The sequence below is a fragment of the Phaeobacter sp. JH204B genome (assembly GCF_048055755.1).
In the GTDB taxonomy this organism is placed as follows: Bacteria; Pseudomonadota; Alphaproteobacteria; order Rhodobacterales; family Rhodobacteraceae; genus Phaeobacter; species Phaeobacter bryozoorum.
On the sequence record NZ_JAYMXF010000032.1, the window covers coordinates 1 to 22,228 of the forward strand.

Here is a 22,228-nt window from a genome sequence, read left to right on the forward strand (position 1 = left end):
TGGCCCATTCACCCCCGGGATATTTTCGGCCAGAAGAAGACCAGGTCTCAGCCCTTCAGGATCTTCAGCGCCTGCGCGAGGTCGATGGCCCCATCGTAGAGGGCGCGGCCGGAAATCGCGCCATTGAGCGGCGCGCCGCAGGATTTCAGGGCCTGCAAATCGTCGAGCGAGGACACGCCGCCCGAGGCGATCACCGGGATGCTGACGGCATTGGCCAGATCTGCCGTTGCCTCGATATTCGGCCCCTTCATGGCGCCGTCGCGCAGAATATCGGTGTAGATGATCGCGGCAACACCTGCGTCTTCGAAGGATTTTGCCAGATCCGTAACCATCACATCGGTTTCCTCGGCCCAGCCTTTGGTCGCAACGCGGCCATTGCGCGCGTCAATGCCGACGGCAACCTTGCCCGGGAATGCACGTGCCGCCTCGCGGACCAGATCGGGATTTTCCACCGCCACGGTGCCAAGGATCACCCGCGCCAGCCCCTTGTCGATCCAGCGTTCGATGGTCGCCATATCGCGAATACCGCCGCCCAGCTGTGCGGGCACCTGGCACCGTTTCAGAATGTCCTCGACCGGGGCCGCATTGACCGGCTCGCCTGCAAAGGCACCGTTGAGATCGACCAGATGCAGCCATTCGCAGCCTGCGGCGACAAACTCCAGCGCCTGTGCGGCCGGATCGTCGTTGAAGACCGTTGTCTTGTCCATATCGCCATGCAGCAGGCGAACGGCTTGCCCGTCCTTGAGATCAATTGCGGGGTAGAGGATCATATCGCGTGCCCTTATCGGTACTGCCAGAACTGTCTGAGCCGGGGCCGCTGCCTCCGGTCGCCGGTGATCGGGGGCGGGCCTGCTCTGACGCCTCTTTTGCACAAGGCGGCCCGTGATTGCAACGCGACCCGAGGTCAAGCTTGCCTGAATTGCCTGTTGGCGGCCAGACTGGCTGCAAAAGGGAGGATGACACATGAAGAAACTGGCACTTGGCGTGACATTTGCACTGGGGCTGGCGGGCATGGCGGCGGCGGATCCGGTGCTGGGCACCTGGAAGACGCAGACGGATGACGGCTCTTATGCGCATGTCACCATGGCGCCCTGCGGCGCGGCGGTCTGCGGCAAGATCAGCCGGACCTTCAATGCCGAGGGAGAGTATAAATCCCCCAATATCGGCAAGACATTGGTGATCGATATGGTGGCCAATGGCGACGGGTCTTATGCGGGCAAGGTCTGGCGGCCGTCGAACAACAAGATCTACATCGGCAAGATGAACCTGTCGGGCACATCGCTGGCTCTGCGGGGCTGTGTCGCGGGCGGGCTGATCTGCTCCAAACAGACCTGGAGCCGCGTGAAGTAAACAGCCGGAGTGCTGTGAGTGATCGGACGGGCGGCGTGGACGGTATGTCTGCGCCGCCTTTTTTGTGCCGGTCTAGAACAGCCCCAGCTGAACCGGAATCGGGACAAAGCCGCGTTTGATCTGACGGTCGCGCTGCTGCGCCGCTGCGTCCAGCGCGATCTCCTGCGAGGCATAGTAGCTGCGCCGCTGCTGCCCTCCGGCCTCACCCAAGGGCCCGCTGGTCTGCTCGACACACCATTCGCCAAACAGGGTTCGGCTCAGATGCAGCACGCAATAGCGGTGCTGGCCTTCCTGGTGGTCGAATTTTTCAAGACGGATCTGCACCGGACGGTGACCTGCAAGCGACTGGGATATCTGGGTCTGCGGTGTATGCCCTTGTGCGGCACCGCTGTCCATCCATTCTTGCCCGGATTTCTGCCTGTCGACCTGAGGCAGGTGGCGATCCGGCCACAGCACGCCGTGGCCGACAGGCGCCGCGACCTGGCGCAGCCCGCGTCAGACGTCGCCGTCGTATTCGCCGCGCGCCGGATAGTCGTTGGCGATGGCGAAATCCAGCGCCGATACCAGTTCCGAAAAATGCGGCCGGACAAAGGGCATGGTCTGCACTGACCCATAGTAGAGCGTCTGCTCAGGGGTCACCATGAACAGGCCCGGTTCGGAGAACAGCGCCGGCTCCTCGATCCCGATTGATGTCTTCCCGCGTGAGGTCGACAGGTACAGACCCCATTGGCGGGCGACATTCAGGGGCAGATCATAGCCAAACCGTAGGTTCTTCGCCTCGATCTTCTCGGCCATAGCGCGGGTGCGCTCTTCGCCGTCCGCACTGACCGCAATGCAGTTCACGCCACGGCTGGCGAAATCGGCCACCCGTTTTTCCAGTTCCTTGAGGTAGTTGGCACAGATCGGGCAGTGCAGTCCGCGATAAAAGCAGATCACGGTGCCGCGCTGGCTGTCTTCCCGCGACAGGTCAAACGGTCCATGGTCCAGCGTTGGCAGGGTCAGATCGGGCGTGGTTTGGCGTGGCATCAACATGTTGTCGCTCCTTGTTCGAAGTCAGCTCTGGGGGCTTGTCTCGAAGTATGACGCAGCATAGTGTCAGATAAATCCGAAAAACCTGACGGAAACACCGATACCATGGACCGCCTGACCACATTGATGGAGCGTTTCCAGCTCTCCGTTCGCGCTGCCGCACCGGGAGAGGCCAATCTTATCGCTCTGGCGGATGCGTCGGGGGAGCCGGTGCGGCTGCTCTACAGCAGTTGTGATGATGCCCCGGCGCAACCGCCCGACAGGGTGATGTGGGCGGCACGGGTGGATTGGTCAGGGCGCCGCAATCCGCTCATCGCCGCACTGCCCGGGCTGGTGGATTATGATATCGCCGACAAGCCGGAGGCCCGGGATCTGCTGCGGTTGATGCGGGACGAGGCTGATGCGCAGCGCTGCGGGGCGCAATCGGTGATCAACCGGCTGGGGGAGGTGCTGATGGTGCGGCTGCTGCGGCATCAGATCCGCGAGGGTGCTACGGAGCCAGGGCTGCTGGCAGGGCTGTCCGACCCGCGTCTCAGCCGGGCGATTGTGGCGATGCACGATCACCCCGGCCGCCTTTGGAGCAATGCCGATCTGGCCGAGGTCGCCGGCCTGTCGCTGTCCCGCTTTGCCGAGCTGTTCGGGGCCGCTGTCGGCGAAACCCCGATGGGGTACCTGCGCCGCTGGCGGTTGATTCTGGCGCATCAGGATCTCACGCGCGGCGACCGGGTGGAGGCCGTGGCCCGCCGCTATGCCTATGCCAGCCCCGAAGGCTTCAGCCGTGCCTTTCGCAAGGCCTATGGTGCGGCGCCGCTCTCGCTGCGCAGGGCAGCGGCCTGATCGCGCCCCGCCTGTCATCTTTCCATAAATACTCAAAAACAAAAGCCGCCTGTGCAGCAGGCGGCTTTTCATATGCTGCGGGCCAACCGCTGTGTCACGGTCGCCAGGTCAGAAAATTCCCGATCATCCGCAGGCCGATATCCTGGCTTTTCTCCGGGTGAAACTGCATCCCCACCATGGTGTCGCGCCCGATGACGGCCGTGACATCGCCGCCATAGTCCACATGCGCCAGCCGTTCCGCCGGATCGGTGACGCGGAAATGATAAGAATGCACGAAATAGCAGTGATCGCCTGAGGAAATACCATCAAAAATCGCGTGGTCATGGTCGATCACCAGATTGTTCCAGCCCATATGCGGCACTTTCAGACTGTGGTCGCTGGGGGTGATCTTGACCACATCGCCCTCAACCCAGCCAAGGCCGGGCGTCTCGCGATACTCATGACCGGTGGTGGCCATCAGCTGCATGCCGACGCAGATGCCGAGGAAGGGGCGGCCGTTCTGCTCGACCGCCTCCACCATCGCTTCATAGATGCCGCGATGGCCGCGCAGTTCTTCTGCGCAGGCCGGAAAGGCGCCGTCGCCGGGCAGCACCAGCCGATCGGCCCGCGCCACCACATCCGCGTCAGAGGTCACGATCACCTCGCCACCATTCACCTCCCGCGCCATGCGCTGAAAGGCTTTTTCGGCGGAGTGGAGATTGCCCGATTCATAGTCGATGATCGCGGTCAGCATTTACAGAGCGCCTTTGGTGGACGGGATCGCATCCGCCTTGCGCGGGTCGGTCTCAACGGCGGTGCGCAGCGCGCGCGCCACCGCCTTGAACGCGGCCTCGGCAATATGGTGGCTGTTGAACCCGTGCAGCTGGTCGATGTGCAGGGTGATGCCTCCATGGGTGCTCAAGGCTTGAAAGAACTCGCGCACCAGCTCGGTATCAAAGCTGCCGATCTTCTGGGTTGGCAGCTCAACGTTCCAGATCAGGAAGGGGCGTGCCGACAGATCCAGCGCACAGCGCACCTGGGCGTCATCCATCGGCAGGTGGCATTCGCCATAACGGTTGATGCCTTTCTTGTCGCCAAGTGCGGCAACCAGCGCCTGACCCAGTGCAATGCCGGTGTCCTCCACCGTGTGGTGGTCGTCGATGTGATAGTCACCCTTGGCGCGGATGGTCATGTCAATCAGCGAGTGGCGCGACAGCTGGTCCAGCATGTGATCAAAGAAACCGACGCCGGTCTGATTGTCATAGGCACCAGTGCCATCGAGGTTGATCTCGACACTGATCTCGGTTTCGGCGGTCTTGCGGGTGATCTGAGCGGTACGCATGGTCGGCATGTCCTTGATATCCTGCCGCTGCTTATAGGGGCAGGGCGGGGCCGCGCTCAAGCCTGCCGCGTCAATTGGCGCAAAACTGTTGCGCCAATTGTCTGCGGCCAGCCTCTCATGCCCGTCGCCGGGGATTGCCTCTGCTGCGCCCGCATGCCAGCTTGGCGCGCAAACCACGCATTCCCAAACAGTTGAGGGCCATCATGTCCACCTGCGTCTTTATCCAGATCCGCTGCAAACCCGGCACCACCTACAAAGTGGCCGAAGAGATTGCCCTGCGTGAAATCCACTCCGAGCTGTATTCCACCAGTGGCGATTATGATCTCCTGATGAAACTCTACATTCCCAGCGATCAGGATGTTGGCAAATACATCAACGATCAGCTGCTCGATATCGAGGGAATCGAACGCTCGCTGACAACGATGACGTTCAAGGTGTTCTGACCTGGGATCCGGCTCAAAGGCTCAGACAGGAAGCTCTGCGGCCCGCAGCCTGTCAGGCAGAACTTCACGCAGAGTTTCAGCCAGACTGTCCGGCGGCAGGGAGTGACGCGGTCCGTGCCGCCTCACGTCCCATGCCCCGGTTCCCCCGACCTACCGGATACAGTGGTCCCCGGACCCATTGGTCTCCGTATCCCACAGGTCCCGGACCATCAGGTTCCCCCCGAAACCATCCGACCACAGGGCCATGCGGGATCGCGAAATGCGCTGGTGCTGAAATGCAAGGTTTGGAACACCCTTGGGATAAGACAAACCTCGCAGTAATTTGTGATCCTTTCACGGGGAAAAACCGCAAGATTGTGACATTATCGGATATCGCACAGATCTCGCGGGTGTCGCTATCAGCCTGTTGTCTGGCGAGGCGGAGGTCTTGGGGGCGATAAACAAGCAGCGCCTCAGCCGGGGCGCTGCTCTTGTCGGTCCGTCGTTGCACACTGGGGCGTCTGCGGCCTCAATGCGCCAGGTGACCGGCTGCTTTCAGCTCTTCGAAACTGGCGTCGATCGCGGTTTTCAGGCGTGCCAGCATGTCGTCCACCTCATCCTTCGTGATGATCAGCGGCGGGCAGAGCGCGACCGCATTCCCGGCCACGGCCCGCAGGATTAGACCATTGTCCTGACACAGCCTTTGCGCGGTGGCCCCGGCAAGACCCCTGTCAAAGCTTGCGCCGGTGGTCTTGTTCGACACCAGTTCCAGCGCCGCGATCAGCCCCTTGCCGCGCACTTCGCCGACCAGCGGGTGATCGGTGAAGATCTCGCGCAGCTGCGCCTGCATGTAGCTGCCAACCTCGGCGGCGTGGTCGAACAGATTGTCGCGCTCGTAGATTTCGAGCGTCTTCAGCGCGGCGGCACAGGCGACCGGGTGCCCGGAGTAGGTATAGCCATGCCCAAACACGCCGACCTGATTGGTCTGATCCACCATCGCCTCATACATCCAGCCCGGAATGACCGAGGCCGAGATCGGGAAATAGGCCGAGGACAATTGCTTGGCAAAGGTCATCAGATCCGGCTTGATGCCCATGGTGGTGCAGCCGAAATCGGCGCCGGTGCGCCCAAAGCCACAGATCACCTCATCGGCCCAGACCAGAATGCCATATTTGCGCAGCAGCGCCTGTAGCCCCTCATAGTAGCCCTCCGGCGGCACGATCACACCAGAGGCGCCGGTGATCGGCTCCACGATCATCGCCGCAATCGTGTCGGGATCTTCCGCCAGGATCTGGTCTTCGAGGTTCTGAAGGATGCGCTCGACAAACTGCGCCTCGGTCTCATTGCCCTTGCGGGCGGTGTAATAATGCGGCGAGTCGGCGCGCAGGATCGACAGCGCCTCCAGCGGGGCATCAAAATGCGCAAGATTCGCGGGCAGGGAGGTCAGCGAGCCGGCTGCAACCGTGACCCCGTGATAGCCGCGCTCGCGGGTGATGATCTTGCGCTTCCCCGGCTTGCCGATTGCGTTGAAGTAATAGCGCAGCATCTTGTAATGGGTGTCATTGGCGTCGGAGCCTGAGTTGCCAAAGAAGATATAGGCGTTCTCCACCGGCACCATCGCGGCCAGCTTCTTCGCCAGATCCTGGATCGGCTGATGGGTCTTGCCGCCAAAGGTGTGCGAAAATGGCAGCTTATGCAGCTGCTCGGTGATCGCATCCATCACTTCGGTATTGCTGTAGCCCAGCGATGTACACCAGAGCCCGGCCAGCCCTTCGATATAATTGTTGCCCTCGCTGTCGAACACAAAGATGCCCTCGCCGCGCTCAAGGCAGAGCTGTTCGGTGGCGGTGAAATTGGTGGTGGGATAGATGACCGGGGCCATGGGCTGTTGTCCTCCTGAGCTGAAGCGCCAGACCTGCGGCGCATAGGCGATGGGGCTCTGGCCCCTTTGGCACAGCATTGGCGGGTTTTGAGAGTCGCGTCAAAGGAATTTGATCAAATGTTCGCGCAAGCGCATCGTGGCGCTGATCCGGGTGCGGAAACGCAAAAGGCCGCTCGTAAAGAGCGGCCTTTGCAGTCCAAATGGAGCGGGCGAGGCGATTCGAACGCCCGACCCTAACCTTGGCAAGGTTATGCTCTACCCCTGAGCTACGCCCGCGCTGCCATTTGGTGAGGCGGTGTTTAGGAAATTGCCGCAGCACCTGCAAGAGGAAAAATGACAGCTGCGTGAAGAAATTAATCGGACGCCCACCCGCACGTCAGCCCTGCACGTCAGCCCCGTGCGCAGATCCAGACCGCCGCAATCGTCATCGCCGTAAAGACACCGCAGATAGCCGGGTAACCCTGTGTTTTTGTTAGAAAAACAAAAAGCCGCTCAAAAGAGCGGCCTTTGTGATCCCGATGGAGCGGGCGAGGCGATTCGAACGCCCGACCCTAACCTTGGCAAGGTTATGCTCTACCCCTGAGCTACGCCCGCGCTGCCATCCGGTGAGGCGGTGAATAGGCAATTGCGCGCAGGGCTGCAACCGAAAAACAGCGGGTTTTCACCTCGGATCGAAAAAATCTTCGCGGATCGTGTGACCGGCGCTGGCGGCCAGCCGCGCCTGCATCAGGTTGGAGAGCTGCGCCGATATGAACTCCGAGCCGCCGCAATGGGGCAGGTCAAGTGCGCGGATCAGCTGCGCATCCTTGCGCCCCTCGAGGATAACGATGCCCTCCCGCCCCAGAAGGTCCCGCGTGCCATGGCCGCCATCCGAGCGGATCCGCCGCATGAAATCCTTCTGCGCGGCCACCGCCTCGACGACGTCACGGGGAATCGGCTGACGCTGCACCTCCCGGAACAGCGTCGCCATCCGGGCATTGCCACTCTCCCCGGCAAAGATACGCGCCACCACCCGCTCCGGCAGCAGGCGCCAGAAATTGGCCGGATAGGGCTGATCGCAGAGCAGCCAGAGAATATTGCCAAACCCCTCGGCCGAGATCGAGCGTTTGGCGTCCTTGTTCTGACCGGCGGTCAGATAGGCCTGCCGTGCGACGATCAGCCCGAGGTAACAGCGCGCCCGCGGCTCATCCGCCGCCACCAGGATACAGGGCTGGTCGACGGCTTCGGTCGGGATCATCCAATTGCTGCCCATGGTGTGTTTGATATCCACATCATGGCCGAGGATCACGGTATCCAGCCGCCCCTTTGGCAGGCGCAGCAGCGCCCGCAGCTCAATCTCGACGCGGGTGCCGATATAGGTCTTCTCGGTTTTTTCCAGATCCTCATAGGCGCGCCGCCCGGTCTTGGCGGTCAGGATCACATCGTCGATGCACGTGCGCAGCATCAGCGGAAAGCCGGCCGCCAGCTCCATCGGGCCGCCTGCGCGGCTGGTGATATCCTGTGCCAGCGCGCTGAGCAGCAGGTGATCGGCATGGCCGGGATGGATCCGGCTGGGCGGCAGTTTCTGTTTCATCGCAGAGCCTGTTCCCGGTTGCAGCCGTGGCTTGAGTATTTTGGGAAAGGTGACAGGGCAGGATGTGGCCCCACATCGCGCAGCGCCATCACGACGGCCCGATCAACGCCCGGTGGCAGGGCTGGTCACCACCTTCAGGCTGGGGCGTGCGATGGCCTGACGGATCTGCCGGGCCACGGCTTCGGCCACCGGCGGCGGAAAGGCATTGCCGACCTGGCGATAGGCGTTGGTCTTGGCCCCGGTGAAATGCCAGCTGTCGGGGAAGCCCTGAATGCGCGCCACCATCCGCACGGTGAGGCGCGGCATGTCGTTGTGAAAGGGATCCGGCGCCTCATAGGCGATGGTGCGCCCCTCGACGCCCAAGGCGGCCCAGGCGCGCCGCGCCCGGGTGGGGCCGAGGTCCGGCCCGCCATGTTTCTTGGAGCCGCCCACAATCGTTGGCGCAATCTCATCGGCCCTGGCGGCCCAATCCTCGGCCCCGCGCCAGCCGCGTTCCTTCATCAGGTCAAGCAGGGTCTCGCCCACGGTGCGGGGATTATGCGGCAGCGGCTCGGGCCAGTTGAACTGGCCGGAGAATTCCTTGCGCAGGGCGACGATGGCCACCCGCGGGCGCAGCTGCGGCACGCCGAAGTCGGAAGCATTCAGCAGGCGCCAGTCGGTCTCATAGCCCAGTTTGGCCAGCTGTTTCTTCAGCTTCTCGCGGTAGTCATGGAATACTGCATCCAGAAAGCCGCGCACATTCTCGATCATCACCGCGCGGGGGCGGGTGGCGGCGACGATTTCGATGGCATCGTCAAAGAGGTTGCGCTCGTCCTTCTCGCCCAGCTGTTTGCCGGCCACCGAAAATGGTGGGCAGGGCAGCCCGCCGGCCAGCAGGTCAATGCCGCGATAGGCGTCGGCATCCGCCTTGAAGGCGCGCACATCCTCTTCCAGCACATTCCACTGGGGCCGGTTGTGGCGCAGAGTGGCGCAGCAATGTTTGTCGATTTCGACCAGCGCGGTGTGGTCAAAGCCGGCTTTCTCAAGCCCCAGTGCCTGGCCGCCTGCACCAGCGCAGAGTTCTACCGATGTGAGCATGCTGCCGTATCACCTGTTCTCATGCTGCCGTTGCAGCTGTTCGCGCTCTGTTCTTAGGCGCTGAAGTGATTCCGCGCAAGCCAGAGGCTATGTCGTATTTCACAAACGCGAAAGGCCACCGTTGCGTCTGCAAGCGGTGGCCTTTTCATGTGTCCAAATGGAGCGGGCGAGGCGATTCGAACGCCCGACCCTAACCTTGGCAAGGTTATGCTCTACCCCTGAGCTACGCCCGCGCTGCCATTCGGTGAAGCGGATTTAGTCATTCACAGGCAGGGCTGCAAGGGAAAAACGCAAAGCCGTCGGCAAAAAAATGACCGTCACGGTGTTTTGAGCGACGGAAGCCGCCACGTGCGGCGTTTTACCCTTATGATGATGACATGAGCCTGGCCAAGACGACCTGAGGTTTGCGAGCCAACGAGCCGGGCCAACCCGCGGAGATATCTGCGAAACCGAAAGGGAGCCCCGAGATGACACTGCTTAGCAAACCGCTGCGCGACCGGATGGGTAAATCCTTGGACGACAGGCTGGACACATTGCGCATCCTTGGCCTGACCGTCGCCATTGGTCTGGCGATCGGCGCCAAACTCACCACGGATGGGCAGGCTGCGGGTCTTCATACCGCCGAGGCCCCGGTGATGTTGCCACCACAGATCGAGACACAGGCGCTGATCTGACCACCGCGCATCTGGCAGACCGCGCCACCTCACAGAAAAAGGCGCCCCCGGAATGCGGGGACGCCTTCATATGATAGTCGCAGTGCCTGTCATCGGTGACAGGCGCGGGCTGTGATCACTCCAGCTCGATCAGCAGATCCTTGGCGTCGATCTGCCCGCCTGCCTGCACATGCAGGGCCTTCACCACCGCATCGCGCTCGGCATGGATGCCGGTTTCCATCTTCATCGCCTCGATGGTCAGCAGCAGGTCGCCCTCATGCACCGGCTGGCCAACCTGCACGGCAACGGTGGCCACGACACCGGGCATCGGCGCTCCGACATGGTTGGCATTGCCCTGCTCGGCCTTGGGCCGGGCCTGCGTCGTCGCCTTGACCAGACGGTTCGGCACGCGGATGACGCGGGGCTGGCCGTTCAGTTCGAAAAAGACTTTGACCTCGCCCTTGTCATCGGTATCGCCGATGGCCTGCAGGCGGATTTCCAGCGTCTTGCCGGGGTCGATTTCTGCGGTGATCTCCTCGCCCGGTTCCATCCCGTAAAAGAAGGTGCGGGTGGGCAGGCTACGGACCGGACCATATTGGCGATGGCGGCCCATGTAGTCGAGGAACACCTTGGGATACATCAGGTAGCCGTTCAGATCCTCGTCATCGACGGCCTTGCCTTCCAGCTCCCGCGACAGCTCCGCACGGGTCGCTTCCAGATCGACCGGGTCCAGATGGGCGCCGGGGCGATCCAGATTGGGCGCGTCGCCTTTCAGCACCTTGGATACGATCCCCTCAGGGAAGCCACCCGGAGGCTGGCCGAGGTTGCCGCGCATCATGTCGACAACCGAGTCCGGGAAGGCCACATCACTCTTAGGATCCTCGACGTCGTCACGGCTCAGACCCTGGCTGACCATCATCAGTGCCATGTCGCCAACCACTTTGGACGAGGGCGTCACCTTCACGATATCGCCGAACATCTGGTTCACATCGGCATAGGTCTGGGCGACCTCATGCCAGCGATCCTCCAGCCCCAGGCTGCGCGCCTGTGCCTTCAGGTTGGTGAACTGGCCGCCGGGCATCTCGTGCAGATAGACCTCCGAGGCGGGCGCCTGCAACCCGGATTCAAAGGCGGCATATTGCATCCGCACCTGTTCCCAATAGTCCGAGATTTCGCGGATCTTGGCGATGTCCAGCCCGGTGTCGCGGTCGGTGTTGCGCAACGCTTCGACGATGGAGCCGAGGCAGGGCTGCGAGGTGCCGCCACTGAAGGCGTCCATAGCCGCGTCCACCGCATCGACGCCGGCATCCGCTGCCGCCAGGATGGTGGCACCAGCCACACCCGAGGTGTCATGGGTGTGGAAATGGACCGGCAGGCCGACCTCTTCTTTCAGCGCCTTGACCAGCTGGCGGGCAGCGGCCGGCTTCAGCAGGCCCGCCATGTCCTTCAGGCCCAGAATATGCGCGCCTGCCGCTTCCAGCTCCTTGGCCATGCCGACATAATACTTCAGGTCGTATTTGGCGCGGTTCGGATCAAGGATATCGCCGGTATAGCAGATGGTGCCTTCGCAGATCTTGCCGCTTTCAACGACCGCATCCATGGCGACGCGCATGTTCTCGACCCAGTTCAGGCTGTCAAAGACGCGGAATACATCAACGCCGGTGGCCGCCTGTTTCACAAAGCTCTGCACCACATTGTCGGGATAGTTGGTATAGCCGACACCATTGGAGGCGCGCAGCAGCATCTGGGTCATCAGGTTCGGCATCCGCTCGCGCAGGTCGCGCAGGCGCTGCCAGGGGCATTCCTGAAGGAAGCGATAGGCCACGTCGAATGTCGCACCGCCCCAGCACTCGACCGAGAACAGCTGGCTCAGGTTCTGGGCATAGGCCGGGGCCACCTTGATCATGTCATGGCTGCGCATCCGGGTGGCCAGCAGCGACTGGTGGCCGTCGCGCATGGTGGTATCAGTCAGCAGCAGCTGACGCTGCGCCTTCATCCAGTCGGCCACGGCCTGCGCGCCCTTTTGCTCCAGCAGGTTGCGGGTGCCATAGGGCTGCGTCGCGGCATCGGCCTTGGGCGCGCGCGGCTCTTTCAGATCGGGATGAGGCGCCGGGCGACCTTCGGTTTCGGGATGCCCGTTCACCGAGATATCAGCGATATAGGTCAGCACCTTGGTGCCGCGGTCGCGGCGCTTGGCGAATTGGAACAGCTCCGGCGTCTCGTCGATGAATTTGGTGGTGTATTCATTCGACAGGAAGGTCGGGTGTTTCAGCAGGTTCTCGACAAAGGCGATATTGGTGCTGACACCGCGCACCCGGAATTCACGCAGCGCGCGGTCCATGCGGGCAATCGCCTTTTCCGGGGTGGGGGCCTTGGCCGTCACCTTGGTCAGCAGCGAATCATAGTAACGGGTGATCACGCCGCCCGCATAGGCGGTGCCGCCATCCAGACGGATGCCCATGCCCGTGGCCGAGCGGTAGGCGGTGATTCGACCGTAATCCGGGATGAAGTTGTTGAGCGGATCCTCGGTAGTCACCCGGGTCTGTAGCGCATGACCATTGAGCTGGATCTCGTCCTGCGATGCCTTGCCGGTGGCCTCGGCAATGGTCTTGCCCTCGGCGATCAGGATCTGCGCCTGCACGATGTCGATGCCGGTGACTTCCTCGGTCACCGTATGCTCCACCTGCACCCGCGGGTTTACCTCGATGAAGTAGAATTTGCCGTCGTTCATATCCATCAGGAATTCGACGGTGCCTGCGCATTCATAGTTCACATGCTGGCAGATCTTGCGGCCCAGATCGCAAATTTCGGCGCGCTGTTCCTCGGTCAGATAGGGGGCGGGCGCACGCTCGACCACTTTCTGGTTGCGGCGCTGCACCGAGCAATCCCGCTCATAAAGGTGGTAGATTTGCCCATGTTTGTCGCCCAGGATCTGTACCTCGACGTGGCGGGCGCGGGTGATCATCTTTTCCAGATAGCCCTCGCCATTGCCAAAGGCCGCTTCCGCTTCGCGGCGGCCTTCCAGCACCTTTTCCTCAAGTTCGGATTCGCTGTGGATCGGGCGCATACCGCGACCGCCGCCGCCCCAGGAGGCTTTCAGCATCAGGGGATAGCCGACCTCAGCCGCTTCGGCGCGGATCGCATCCATGTCATCGCCCAGCACTTCGGTGGCGGGGATCACCGGCACGCCGGCCTCGATTGCGACGCGACGGGCACTGGCCTTGTCGCCGAGCGCGCGCATGGTTTCCGCCTTCGGACCGATAAAGGTGATGCCGTTGCGGGCGCAGGCATCCACGAAATCCGGGTTCTCCGACAGCAGGCCGTAGCCGGGGTGGATCGCATCGGCGCCACTTTCCTTGGCCACGCGGATGATCTCGTCAATCGACAGATAGGCGGCCACCGGTCCCAGACCTTCGCCGATCCGATAGGCTTCATCCGCCTTGAACCGGTGCAGGCCCAGCTTGTCCTCTTCGGCATAGACGGCAACCGTCTTCTTGCCCATCTCATTGGCTGCCCGCATGACGCGGATGGCGATTTCGCCGCGGTTGGCGATCAGGATTTTCTTGAAGTCAGTCATGGCTTCCTCGGGGTCGTGCAGTTTGGCGGAGTGATAAGCGCAAATTAGGGTCCGGTATAGACGTAGTTCTGGGTATGGACAGCGTGATAGCGCTGACCTGAGGCCAGAATCCGGCAAAAAATACGATTACGGCGGAGATTTTAGGTCCGTATCGGTCCTAAATGTCGCAAATGGCGGCGCAATCGGCTGAAGTGGGAGCGGTTGCGGCAGCATCGTCAGGTCCTCCGCCCCCAGCTGGCCCATGTTTGCCAGCAGATCCAGGCGCAAAAGATCGATCAGATGGTCCGGCCCCTGCGGGCCAAGCGCTGCCAGGGCAAAGTGGAACGCGCGGCCTAACATGACGTAGTCCGCCCCCAAGGCCAGGGCGCGCAGGATATCCAGACCACCTTCGATACCGCTGTCGAAAATCAGCGGCAGGGTGGTGGCCGCACGGATATCCGGCAGGGCCTCGATGGTGGCGCGGGCCGCATCGAACTGGCGCCCGGCATGGTTCGATACCCACAGCGCATCGACGCCAAGCGCCTCCAGCGGTGCGGCATCCTCGGCGCGCATCACCCCCTTGATGATCAGCGGCCCCTCCCAATGGTCGCGCAGCCATTTCACATAGTCCCAATCGGGCGAGGTGCGCAGCAGGTAGCCGACATGGGCCGTCGACGACAGGCTGTCGCTCTGGCCGGTCACATATTTATCCAGCGTCCGCATATGCGGCATCCCCCGGCGCGCCATGCCCAGGGCCCAGGCCGGTCGCATCGCCACCTGTGCCAGCAACCGGGGCGTCAGCCGGGGGGGCTGCGTCAACCCGGAGCGCGTCTGCCGTTCCCGGCGCGAGGCCACGGGCACATCAACTGTCAGCACCAGACCGGCAAAGCCTGCGGATTTGGCGCGCTGCAGCATATCGCGGCGGATGGCGGGATCCTTCGGCGGGTAAAGCTGGAACCACGGCGCCGCCCCGAGGTCATCGGCCAGATCTTCGGGGGACTGGCTTGCCACGGTCGACAGGCAGTAGGGCAGGCCCTGCGCCGCGGCGCAGCGGGCCAGCTGGCGTTCCGCGTCGGGCCAGATCAGCCCCGACATGCCAACTGGCGCAATGCCAAACGGCAGCGGGCGCGACACGCCCAGAAACTCGGAGCTGAGCGAGGGCTGTTGCGGCCCATGCAGAATCGACGGGGCAAAGCCGATACAATCCAGCGCTTTGCGGTTGCGGGCGGTGGTCGCCTCTCGCCCGGTGCCACTGTCCAGATATTCCCAAACGAAACGGGGCAGGCGCCGCCGGGCGCGCTGGCGAAGGTCACTGAGAGCGGGGTAACGCTGGTGCAGATCCATGCTGCGCATTTGTCGCTGCCTTGCAGCAAAAGTCTAGTGTGGAGTGCAGCATTGAAACATTTTTGTAACTATTTGGACCGCACCCGTTCCAGCTCCGGCGCTGTTGTCGTCCGTATGTGCCACCTGCTGCGCGCCCTTTTGGTGCCTCGCTCGCGGGTCGCTGCCATCCGTTACCACCCCGGTGCATTGTGCGGGCCTCTATCGCTTGCGAGCCTTCTGATCGGCGTCTTGTTGCGGCCCTGCGGGGATCACGCCGGGTCGTGGGGCCGCACAGGCCCAGAGCCAGGCCCATCGGGCGCGCGATGTGTCCGCCAATTGCAAAAGGGGGCTATTGCGCGCCCGATGGGCCAACAGTCGGCGTCGGGGCGTGTCATCCTGCTGGCTGGTCAATGACCGATCCGAAGGATCGCGCAGCGAGCGCGAAGCCCATGTCGAAGGCGGTCTGCCCAAGCGCCCAGTTGCCCGGTCACGCCGTCAATCCAGCCGCCGCAACTGGGGCGCTGGCGCCGGGTGCATCGTTTGGTCGCTGTGACGGGGCTTTGGTCAATGCCCGTCGGCCCGGTTTCTGCTGCGGGGGCAGGGGTCTCCGGCCTACTCCGCAGCGATCGAGCTGCCCGAATCCGACGGCCTTGAGGGACCTGTCTGCGCGGCAGGGTTGCGTGGCGCCTGCTCTGCGGCGGAGGCGACACAGACCTGGTTGCGGCCTTTCGCTTTTGCATCGTAGAGCGCTTCGTCGGAGGCGCGCAGCAGGTCCTGTGGCATCGTGCCGTGGCGCGGGTAATGGGCCACGCCAAGCGAGATCGAAATCCCCGGCAGCGCCTTCTCGCCGTAGCGGACGACAATCGCCTCCACGGCCTGGCGCAGCAGCTCGGCCTTGGTCATCACATCCTGCTGGCTGACCCCGGGAAGGATCAGCGTGAATTCCTCTCCGCCCGGACGGCAGGCCACTTCATCGCCGTCACAGGCCTGTTCCAGCACCGAACCGACCGCCCGCAGGACCATGTCACCGGCATCATGGCCGTGATTGTCATTGAACTTCTTGAAGTGATCCACATCCACCGCAATCAGGCTCAGCGGTGTGCCGCTCTTCTGGCTGCTGGAGATGCTCTTGCGCAGGGTCTCCGTCATGTGGCGGCGGTTGAACAGACCGGTCAGCGGATCACGCACCGACTGATCATGCAGCTGGTCGCGCATCCGCACATTGGCGATCGCCATGGAGATCTGTTCGGCGCACATCTGGGCCAGTTTCTTGCTGCTGCGGAACTCTTCGGTGGCGTCGCTCAGCGCGCGCAGATGCATCAGGCCGACGGTCTCGCCATGGGCCAGAATCGGGAAGCAGTAATAGGCGCGGCCGTCATGCGGCTCGGCATGTTCGCAGACAAAATCAATCTCGGAGGAGCCGAATTCATAGCTGCGGCCGCGACGCAGACCCCAGCATTCTTCCGGGTGGATATGGTCCTTGTGACTGCCGCCATTCCAGCTGGCACAGCCGTCGAGCACATCGCGCGAGTTGGAGTAGACATAGACGCTGCCCTCAGCCGTCGGCAGGATATGGGTCATGAAACGGGCCACCATGTCGAACAGCTCGTCGAGCGAACGGCTGGATTGCAGCCATTCGTTCAGCTCGCCCAGCAGCTGCACTTCACGGGCAAGCCGCAGCTGCTCGTCCAGGATCTCGCGCTCGGTCTCGTTGCGCTGGCGCAGCTGATTCATGCGGAATCGGTTCGATTTGAACACGACATAAACTGCAATTGTCATTGCCAGCAGCGCTATGGATGTCAGCACGATCAGCGACAGTCGCACCCGGTTGATGAAGATATTCCGCAGCTCGGTGATATCGGTATAGAAATCAATCGCACCGTCGAAATGCCCGTTATGAATAAGGGGCATGTATACCTGTGCGATCTCCCGCGTGACCTCGCTGTTGTAGTTGCCGGTTGCCAGGGTCAGCCCGTCGACGTCATAGGCGGGCAAGGCATCGTGCATATAGTAGACCTCACCTTTGGCGACCTTGGTGGTGAAAAAGACATTTGCCTCAAACTCGCCGATTTCATCGCTGCGCGAGGACCAGAAAATTTCGCCCGAGCTGGTCAGCAGGCGATAGCGGTAGACATCGGTTTCCTCGGTGAACAGCGCCAGCATATGGGCGTCATGCGGCTGGATGATGCCCTCCTCGAACGACTCCTCCGGTTTTGCCATATGCAGGACGATCCGCCGCTGCCAGAGTTCCGCCTGTTTGCGGATGTCGGCTTCCAGCATGTGATCGACGATGGGGGTTGGCACCGCAAAAACGGCCCAGACCGAGGCGGCCGCGGCCACAACCAGCACGAAAAGGAGTGACATGCTGCGGGTTCTCTCCGCGACGCTGGTTTTGAGATCAGGTTTCATGGTGCCGTCTGCCGTCCGATTGAGAGTGCCCTCACGGCGCTATGGCCGCTGGTCCATGCTGGTCGGTTGAGTTTTCAATTGTGTTAATCGTTAACCTAAATTCCGGGGTGTCGGGGTTTAAACTACTGAAGATTTTCGGGATTTGCCCGGTTGATCTGTTGCGGATGCCTGCGGAACAGACTGTGAACGCCCTCTTTCCGCCGGGATTGAATCACGTTAATGTCCTGCCCATGAGCAGTTTTGACGATATCGACCCCTATGAGGGGATTTCGCTGTCCGCGCGGGCCATGGCGGCGCGGCCGATGCCCTATCTTGACGGGCTGAACCCCGCACAGCGCGCCGCCGTCGAATGTCTGGAAGGGCCCGTGCTGATGCTGGCAGGGGCCGGCACCGGCAAGACCAAGGCGCTGACTGCGCGGATTGTCCATCTGCTGACCACCGGCACGGCCAAACCAAACGAGATCCTTGCCGTGACCTTCACCAACAAGGCCGCGCGCGAGATGAAGGAGCGCGTCGCCGGAATGCTGGGACAGGCGGTTGAGGGGATGCCTTGGCTTGGCACCTTCCACTCGATCTGCGTGAAACTGCTGCGCCGTCACGCCGAACTGGTCGGGCTGAAATCCAATTTCACCATTCTGGACACCGACGATCAGATCCGGCTGCTGAAACAGCTGATCAAGGCCGAAGGCATAGATGACAAACGCTGGCCTGCGCGGACGCTGGCGGGGGTGATCGACGATTGGAAAAACCGCGCGCTGACGCCTTCCCGGGTGCCGGTCGCGGATGCCAGCGCCTATAATCACCGTGGCGTGGACCTCTATGCGCAGTATCAGGTGCGGCTGAAGGATCTGAATGCGGTCGATTTCGGCGATCTTCTGCTGCATATGGTCACCATCTTTCAGGACAACCCGGATGTGCTGGAACAATACCAGCGCTGGTTCCGCTTTATCATGGTGGACGAATATCAGGATACCAACGTGGCCCAGTATCTCTGGCTGCGGCTTCTCGCGGGCGCGCATAAGAACATCTGCTGCGTTGGTGACGATGATCAGTCGATCTATGGTTGGCGCGGGGCCGAGGTGGGCAATATCCTGCGGTTTGAAAAGGATTTTCCCGGCGCCAATGTGGTCCGGCTGGAACAGAACTACCGCTCGACCGAACATATTCTCAGCGCCGCCTCCGGGGTGATCCGGGGCAACAGCGGACGTCTGGGCAAGGAACTCTGGACCGAGGCACGCGGCGGCGAAAAGGTGCGTCTGATCGGCCATTGGGACGGCGAGGAGGAGGCCCGCTGGATCGGCGAGGAGATCGAGGCGATGCAGCGCGGCACCCGTGGCCTTGCCCCCATCGACCTCAACAATATGGCGATTCTGGTGCGGGCCTCGCATCAGATGCGCGCCTTTGAAGACCGCTTTCTGACCATTGGTCTGCCGTACCGGGTCATCGGCGGGCCGCGCTTCTACGAGCGGCTCGAAATTCGCGATGCCATGGCCTATTTCCGGCTGGTGGTCAGCCCGGAGGACGATCTGGCGTTTGAGCGGATCGTCAATACCCCCAAACGTGGTCTTGGCGACAAGGCGCAGCAGACCATCCAGACCATGGCGCGCAGCAATGGCGTCTCATTGGTCGAGGGCGCGCGGCTTGCGGTGGAGAGCGGCCAGATCAAGGGCAAGGGCGGCAATGCCCTGCGCCAGCTGGTCACCGATCTTTCCCGCTGGGGACGTCTGGCGGGCGACGCCGACATGACCCATATGGAGCTGGCCGAAACCATCCTCGACGAGAGCGGCTACACCACCATGTGGCAGACCGACAAGAACCCGGATTCGCCGGGCCGTCTGGAAAACCTCAAGGAACTGGTCAAGGCGCTGGAGGCGTTTGAAAACCTGCAGGGCTTCCTCGAACATGTCAGCCTGATCATGGACAATGACAAACAGGATGCGGCGCAGAAGGTCTCCATCATGACGCTGCACGCCGCCAAGGGGCTGGAATTTCCTGCCGTCTTCCTGCCGGGCTGGGAGGATGGTCTCTTTCCCTCGCAGCGCTCGATGGACGAAAGCGGCCTGAAGGGCCTCGAGGAAGAACGCCGTCTGGCCTATGTCGGTATCACGCGGGCCGAGGACATCTGCACGATCTCCTTTGCCGGCAACCGCCGTGTCTTTGGTCAGTGGCAATCGCAGCTGCCCTCCCGTTTCATTGATGAGCTGCCCGAAGAACATGTCGAGGTGCTGACCCCGCCCGGTCTCTACGGCGGCGGCTACGGCGCGGCGGCTCCGGGCGGTTTCGGGGGCGTGCGCTCCACGATTGAGGATCGCATGGCCTCTGCCGATGGGTACAACTCGCCGGGCTGGAAACGCATGCAGTCCCGCGCCGGAGAGCGTGGGCTGTCCCAGCCCAAGGAAAGCAAGTCCAGCGTCATCGACCTCACCGCCACCTCCGCCTTCACTGCCGGTGAACGGGTGTTCCACCAGAAATTCGGCTATGGCGCGATCACCGCGATCGAGGGAGACAAGCTGGAAGTCGCATTCGAGAAGGCCGGCACGAAAAAGGTTGTCGCCCGTTTCGTCACCGCAGCAGAGGACGTGCCGTTCTGACCGCGCCGACTGCGGGTCTGATCCAGCACCGATAGATCCCCGCCATCGGCAGGCGGGCACCAGCTCGGGCGTCGGCAGTTTGCCGGCGCCTTTTTGCGTCCTGTCATCAATGGGAGGCGCTGCCGATCAGGCAATCAGGCACAAAAAAACGGCGGTGCCAGGGAGGAGGAGGGCACCGCCGTTCTGTACAACACCATACCATCAGGGAGGAGGAGGCATGGTGTATCAGGGTCCGGCTATGACGCCGGTATAGGGTGCGGTGACATCAGGGAGGAGGAGGATGTCACCGCGATAGCAGGCTCCCAAGGGAGGAGGAGAAGAGAGCCTGATCTCTTTATTTCGTGCCGTATGCGGCCTCATAGGCGACGCTGCGCAGCATGGAGCGGCTCAGCCCCAGGTCAGCCAGCTCGCGACCGGAGAGCGTCGACAGCTCATCCATGGTCTGGCGATACAGGCGGTAGCGTGCAATCTTGCCTTTCAGCTCGTCGAACATGGCGCGCGGGCTGAAGGCCAGAGCGCCTTTGCGGGTTGTGATATTGTCAACAGCGGCCATCGGTGTTGTCCTTAACGTCTATGAATGTCTGGCCGTTCCCGGCCTCTCTTGGCCTCATAAATATGATAATGCTGCACACGCACAATCCCTGAAAGAGGCATTTCTGCTATGCAGCAAATGCATGGGTTTCCTTGCGGAAACCGGGTTGATCTTGCCGAGGTATGCGCCAATCGGTGTGCTGATGCCTAAATTCGCGGCAGGCGGCAAACGGGCAGGCTACAGGCCGCGCGCAGATTGGGGCCGACCGGGAGCCTGTGCAGGGTCCGATGCGGTCTTGGGCTTGTCGGCCGCAGGTCTTATATGGCGGGTAACCAACAGGAGACAGGCCATGACCCCCACCCAGGATGAGATTCGCGACGCCCTTGCGCGGCTGCAACTGCCCGATGGCGGAACGCTGGTCTCGCGCGACATGCTGCGCGCGCTTATGGTGGAGGGAGGCCGCGTCAGCTTCGTGATCGAGGCGCCCAGCCCGCAGATCGCCGCCCAAATGGAGCCGCTGCGCCGCGCTGCCGAGGCAACCGTTCTGGCGCTGCCGGGGGTGGAGAGCGTCTCCGCGGCGCTGACCGCCCACTCCGATGCCGCCGCGCGGCCCGCGCCGACCCTGAAACTGGGCGGCCACCCCAAGCCGCAGCAGGGGCCGCTGAAACCCAGCGGGGTGAAACGCATTCTCGCCGTGGGATCGGGCAAGGGCGGCGTGGGCAAATCCACCGTCAGCGCCAATCTCGCCGTGGCGCTCACCCGGCAGGGGCGCAAGGTGGGCCTGCTCGACGCTGACATATATGGGCCCAGCCAGCCACGCATGATGGGGGCGAGCGGCCGCCCCGCCAGCCCTGACGGCAAGATCATCGAACCGCTGCACGCCCATGGCGTCACGCTGATGTCGATCGGCTTCATGGTTGACGAGGCCAAGGCGGTGGTCTGGCGCGGCCCGATGCTGATGGGCGCGCTTCAGCAGATGCTGGGGCAGGTGAACTGGGGGGAGCTTGACGTGCTGATCGTCGATCTGCCGCCCGGCACCGGCGATGTGCAGCTGACCTTGTGCACCAAGGCCGAGCTGTCCGGCGCCATCGTGGTCTCCACCCCGCAGGATGTGGCGCTGCTGGATGCGCGCAAGGCGATTGACATGTTCAACACCCTGAAAACGCCGGTGCTGGGCCTGATCGAAAATATGTCCTTCTTTGCCTGCCCGGATTGTGGCGGCGAACATCACATCTTTGGTCACGGAGGGGTTGCTGCCGAGGCTGAGCGCATCGGGGTGCCCTTGCTCGGGGCGCTGCCGATTGATCTTGAGACCCGGCTGGCCGGTGACAATGGCACTCCCATCGCTGCCGGTGACGGTCTGATGGCCGAGGCCTATGCAAAAATGGCCGAAGGTCTGATCCGCGGCGGCATGGCCTAGATCGCGAAGCTGAAACGCTCCCGGCGCTGCTGGGAAATCATGGGCCGCGTGGGAATTGATGGGCCGTGTGGGAAATTATGGGCGGCGTTGAGACATTTTGGCCCGCTTTCCCGAATCACTGTGCTGTTCTGGCGTGATTTTCAGGCGATATCGCCCGGATCACGGGATTTGCCCCGGTCCAACTGCCACACGCACCCGTGAACGGAATGTGAACATTCTGACTCTCCAGACTCGCTCTCAAAATTTCTGGGAA

Annotated in this window: 18 protein-coding genes and 3 tRNA genes; 6 read left to right on the top strand and 15 right to left on the bottom strand. The window is 62.4% G+C overall.

Annotation, left to right across the window (positions count from 1 at the left end):
• Window positions 1-47: 47 nt before the first annotated feature.
• Complete coding sequence (hisA, locus tag VXL81_RS17800; RefSeq protein ID WP_340545015.1) at window positions 48-770, bottom strand: 1-(5-phosphoribosyl)-5-[(5-phosphoribosylamino)methylideneamino]imidazole-4-carboxamide isomerase; 723 nt, start codon at window positions 768-770, stop codon at window positions 48-50.
• A 193-nt stretch (window positions 771-963) separates the two neighbouring features.
• On the opposite strand from hisA, the gene VXL81_RS17805 reads away from it, so the two are divergent.
• Window positions 964-1,350, top strand: a complete 387-nt coding sequence (locus VXL81_RS17805; RefSeq protein ID WP_340545016.1) for a DUF2147 domain-containing protein — start codon at window positions 964-966, stop codon at window positions 1,348-1,350.
• A 72-nt stretch (window positions 1,351-1,422) separates the two neighbouring features.
• Here VXL81_RS17805 and VXL81_RS17810 read toward each other — a convergent pair whose 3' ends face one another.
• Both VXL81_RS17810 and VXL81_RS17815 read right to left on the bottom strand, forming a co-directional pair.
• Complete coding sequence (locus tag VXL81_RS17810) at window positions 1,423-1,674, bottom strand: WGR domain-containing protein (RefSeq protein WP_416555467.1); 252 nt, start codon at window positions 1,672-1,674, stop codon at window positions 1,423-1,425.
• Between the two features lie 171 nt (window positions 1,675-1,845).
• Window positions 1,846-2,382: a peroxiredoxin-like family protein gene (locus VXL81_RS17815; protein ID WP_416555469.1), complete on the bottom strand. Its 537-nt coding sequence runs from the start codon at window positions 2,380-2,382 to the stop codon at window positions 1,846-1,848.
• Window positions 2,383-2,484: 102 nt separating this feature from the next.
• Here VXL81_RS17815 and VXL81_RS17820 point away from each other — a divergent pair, with 102 nt between their 5' ends.
• Entirely contained in the window at window positions 2,485-3,216 is a 732-nt protein-coding gene (locus VXL81_RS17820) for an AraC family transcriptional regulator (RefSeq protein WP_416536741.1), read from the top strand.
• A 94-nt stretch (window positions 3,217-3,310) separates the two neighbouring features.
• On the opposite strand, the gene hisH is transcribed toward VXL81_RS17820, so the two are convergent.
• Together hisH and hisB are read right to left on the bottom strand one after the other, a co-directional pair.
• Window positions 3,311-3,949, bottom strand: coding sequence for an imidazole glycerol phosphate synthase subunit HisH (gene hisH, locus VXL81_RS17825; protein ID WP_340545020.1), 639 nt, complete (start codon window positions 3,947-3,949; stop codon window positions 3,311-3,313).
• The gene (gene hisB, locus VXL81_RS17830; protein ID WP_340545021.1) at window positions 3,950-4,537 is read right to left on the bottom strand and encodes an imidazoleglycerol-phosphate dehydratase HisB; all 588 of its coding nucleotides are present in this window, start codon (window positions 4,535-4,537) and stop codon (window positions 3,950-3,952) included.
• A gap of 203 nt (window positions 4,538-4,740) precedes the next feature.
• Here hisB and VXL81_RS17835 point away from each other — a divergent pair, with 203 nt between their 5' ends.
• A complete protein-coding gene (locus tag VXL81_RS17835; protein ID WP_340545022.1) occupies window positions 4,741-4,980 on the top strand; it encodes an Lrp/AsnC family transcriptional regulator in 240 nt (79 codons plus the stop codon).
• 508 nt (window positions 4,981-5,488) lie between these two features.
• Here VXL81_RS17835 and VXL81_RS17840 read toward each other — a convergent pair.
• The 6 genes from VXL81_RS17840 to VXL81_RS17865 all read right to left on the bottom strand — a co-directional run bounded on the left by VXL81_RS17840 (window position 5,489) and on the right by VXL81_RS17865 (window position 9,724).
• Window positions 5,489-6,841, bottom strand: a complete 1,353-nt coding sequence (locus VXL81_RS17840) for an aminotransferase (RefSeq protein WP_416555471.1) — start codon at window positions 6,839-6,841, stop codon at window positions 5,489-5,491.
• A gap of 201 nt (window positions 6,842-7,042) precedes the next feature.
• A tRNA-Gly gene (locus VXL81_RS17845) sits at window positions 7,043-7,117 on the bottom strand.
• Window positions 7,118-7,360: 243 nt separating this feature from the next.
• Window positions 7,361-7,435 (bottom strand) — tRNA-Gly (locus VXL81_RS17850).
• Window positions 7,436-7,502: 67 nt separating this feature from the next.
• Window positions 7,503-8,414: a NaeI family type II restriction endonuclease gene (locus VXL81_RS17855; RefSeq protein ID WP_416545344.1), complete on the bottom strand. Its 912-nt coding sequence runs from the start codon at window positions 8,412-8,414 to the stop codon at window positions 7,503-7,505.
• 102 nt (window positions 8,415-8,516) lie between these two features.
• A complete protein-coding gene (locus VXL81_RS17860) occupies window positions 8,517-9,491 on the bottom strand; it encodes a DNA cytosine methyltransferase (RefSeq protein ID WP_416540446.1) in 975 nt (324 codons plus the stop codon).
• A gap of 158 nt (window positions 9,492-9,649) precedes the next feature.
• Window positions 9,650-9,724: transfer RNA gene (locus VXL81_RS17865), tRNA-Gly, on the bottom strand.
• Between the two features lie 234 nt (window positions 9,725-9,958).
• On the opposite strand from VXL81_RS17865, the gene VXL81_RS17870 reads away from it, so the two are divergent.
• Window positions 9,959-10,165, top strand: coding sequence for a hypothetical protein (locus VXL81_RS17870; RefSeq protein WP_340545026.1), 207 nt, complete (start codon window positions 9,959-9,961; stop codon window positions 10,163-10,165).
• A 115-nt stretch (window positions 10,166-10,280) separates the two neighbouring features.
• Here VXL81_RS17870 and VXL81_RS17875 read toward each other — a convergent pair whose 3' ends face one another.
• From VXL81_RS17875 to VXL81_RS17885, 3 genes are all read right to left on the bottom strand, one after another.
• Window positions 10,281-13,721, bottom strand: coding sequence for a pyruvate carboxylase (locus VXL81_RS17875; RefSeq protein ID WP_416545346.1), 3,441 nt, complete (start codon window positions 13,719-13,721; stop codon window positions 10,281-10,283).
• Between the two features lie 126 nt (window positions 13,722-13,847).
• Window positions 13,848-15,053, bottom strand: a complete 1,206-nt coding sequence (locus tag VXL81_RS17880; protein ID WP_416555473.1) for an alpha-hydroxy acid oxidase — start codon at window positions 15,051-15,053, stop codon at window positions 13,848-13,850.
• Between the two features lie 582 nt (window positions 15,054-15,635).
• Complete coding sequence (locus VXL81_RS17885; protein WP_416555475.1) at window positions 15,636-17,432, bottom strand: diguanylate cyclase; 1,797 nt, start codon at window positions 17,430-17,432, stop codon at window positions 15,636-15,638.
• A gap of 230 nt (window positions 17,433-17,662) precedes the next feature.
• On the opposite strand from VXL81_RS17885, the gene VXL81_RS17890 reads away from it, so the two are divergent.
• On the top strand, window positions 17,663-20,023 hold the full coding sequence (locus VXL81_RS17890; protein ID WP_416555477.1) for an ATP-dependent helicase: 2,361 nt from the start codon (window positions 17,663-17,665) through the stop codon (window positions 20,021-20,023).
• A 334-nt stretch (window positions 20,024-20,357) separates the two neighbouring features.
• On the opposite strand, the gene VXL81_RS17895 is transcribed toward VXL81_RS17890, so the two are convergent.
• Window positions 20,358-20,576 carry a DUF1127 domain-containing protein gene (locus VXL81_RS17895; protein ID WP_340545031.1) on the bottom strand — a complete coding sequence of 73 codons (219 nt, stop codon included), beginning with the start codon at window positions 20,574-20,576 and terminating at the stop codon, window positions 20,358-20,360.
• Between the two features lie 328 nt (window positions 20,577-20,904).
• On the opposite strand from VXL81_RS17895, the gene VXL81_RS17900 reads away from it, so the two are divergent.
• On the top strand, window positions 20,905-21,975 hold the full coding sequence (locus VXL81_RS17900) for an Mrp/NBP35 family ATP-binding protein (RefSeq protein ID WP_340545032.1): 1,071 nt from the start codon (window positions 20,905-20,907) through the stop codon (window positions 21,973-21,975).
• The last annotated feature ends 253 nt before the right edge of the window (window positions 21,976-22,228 follow it).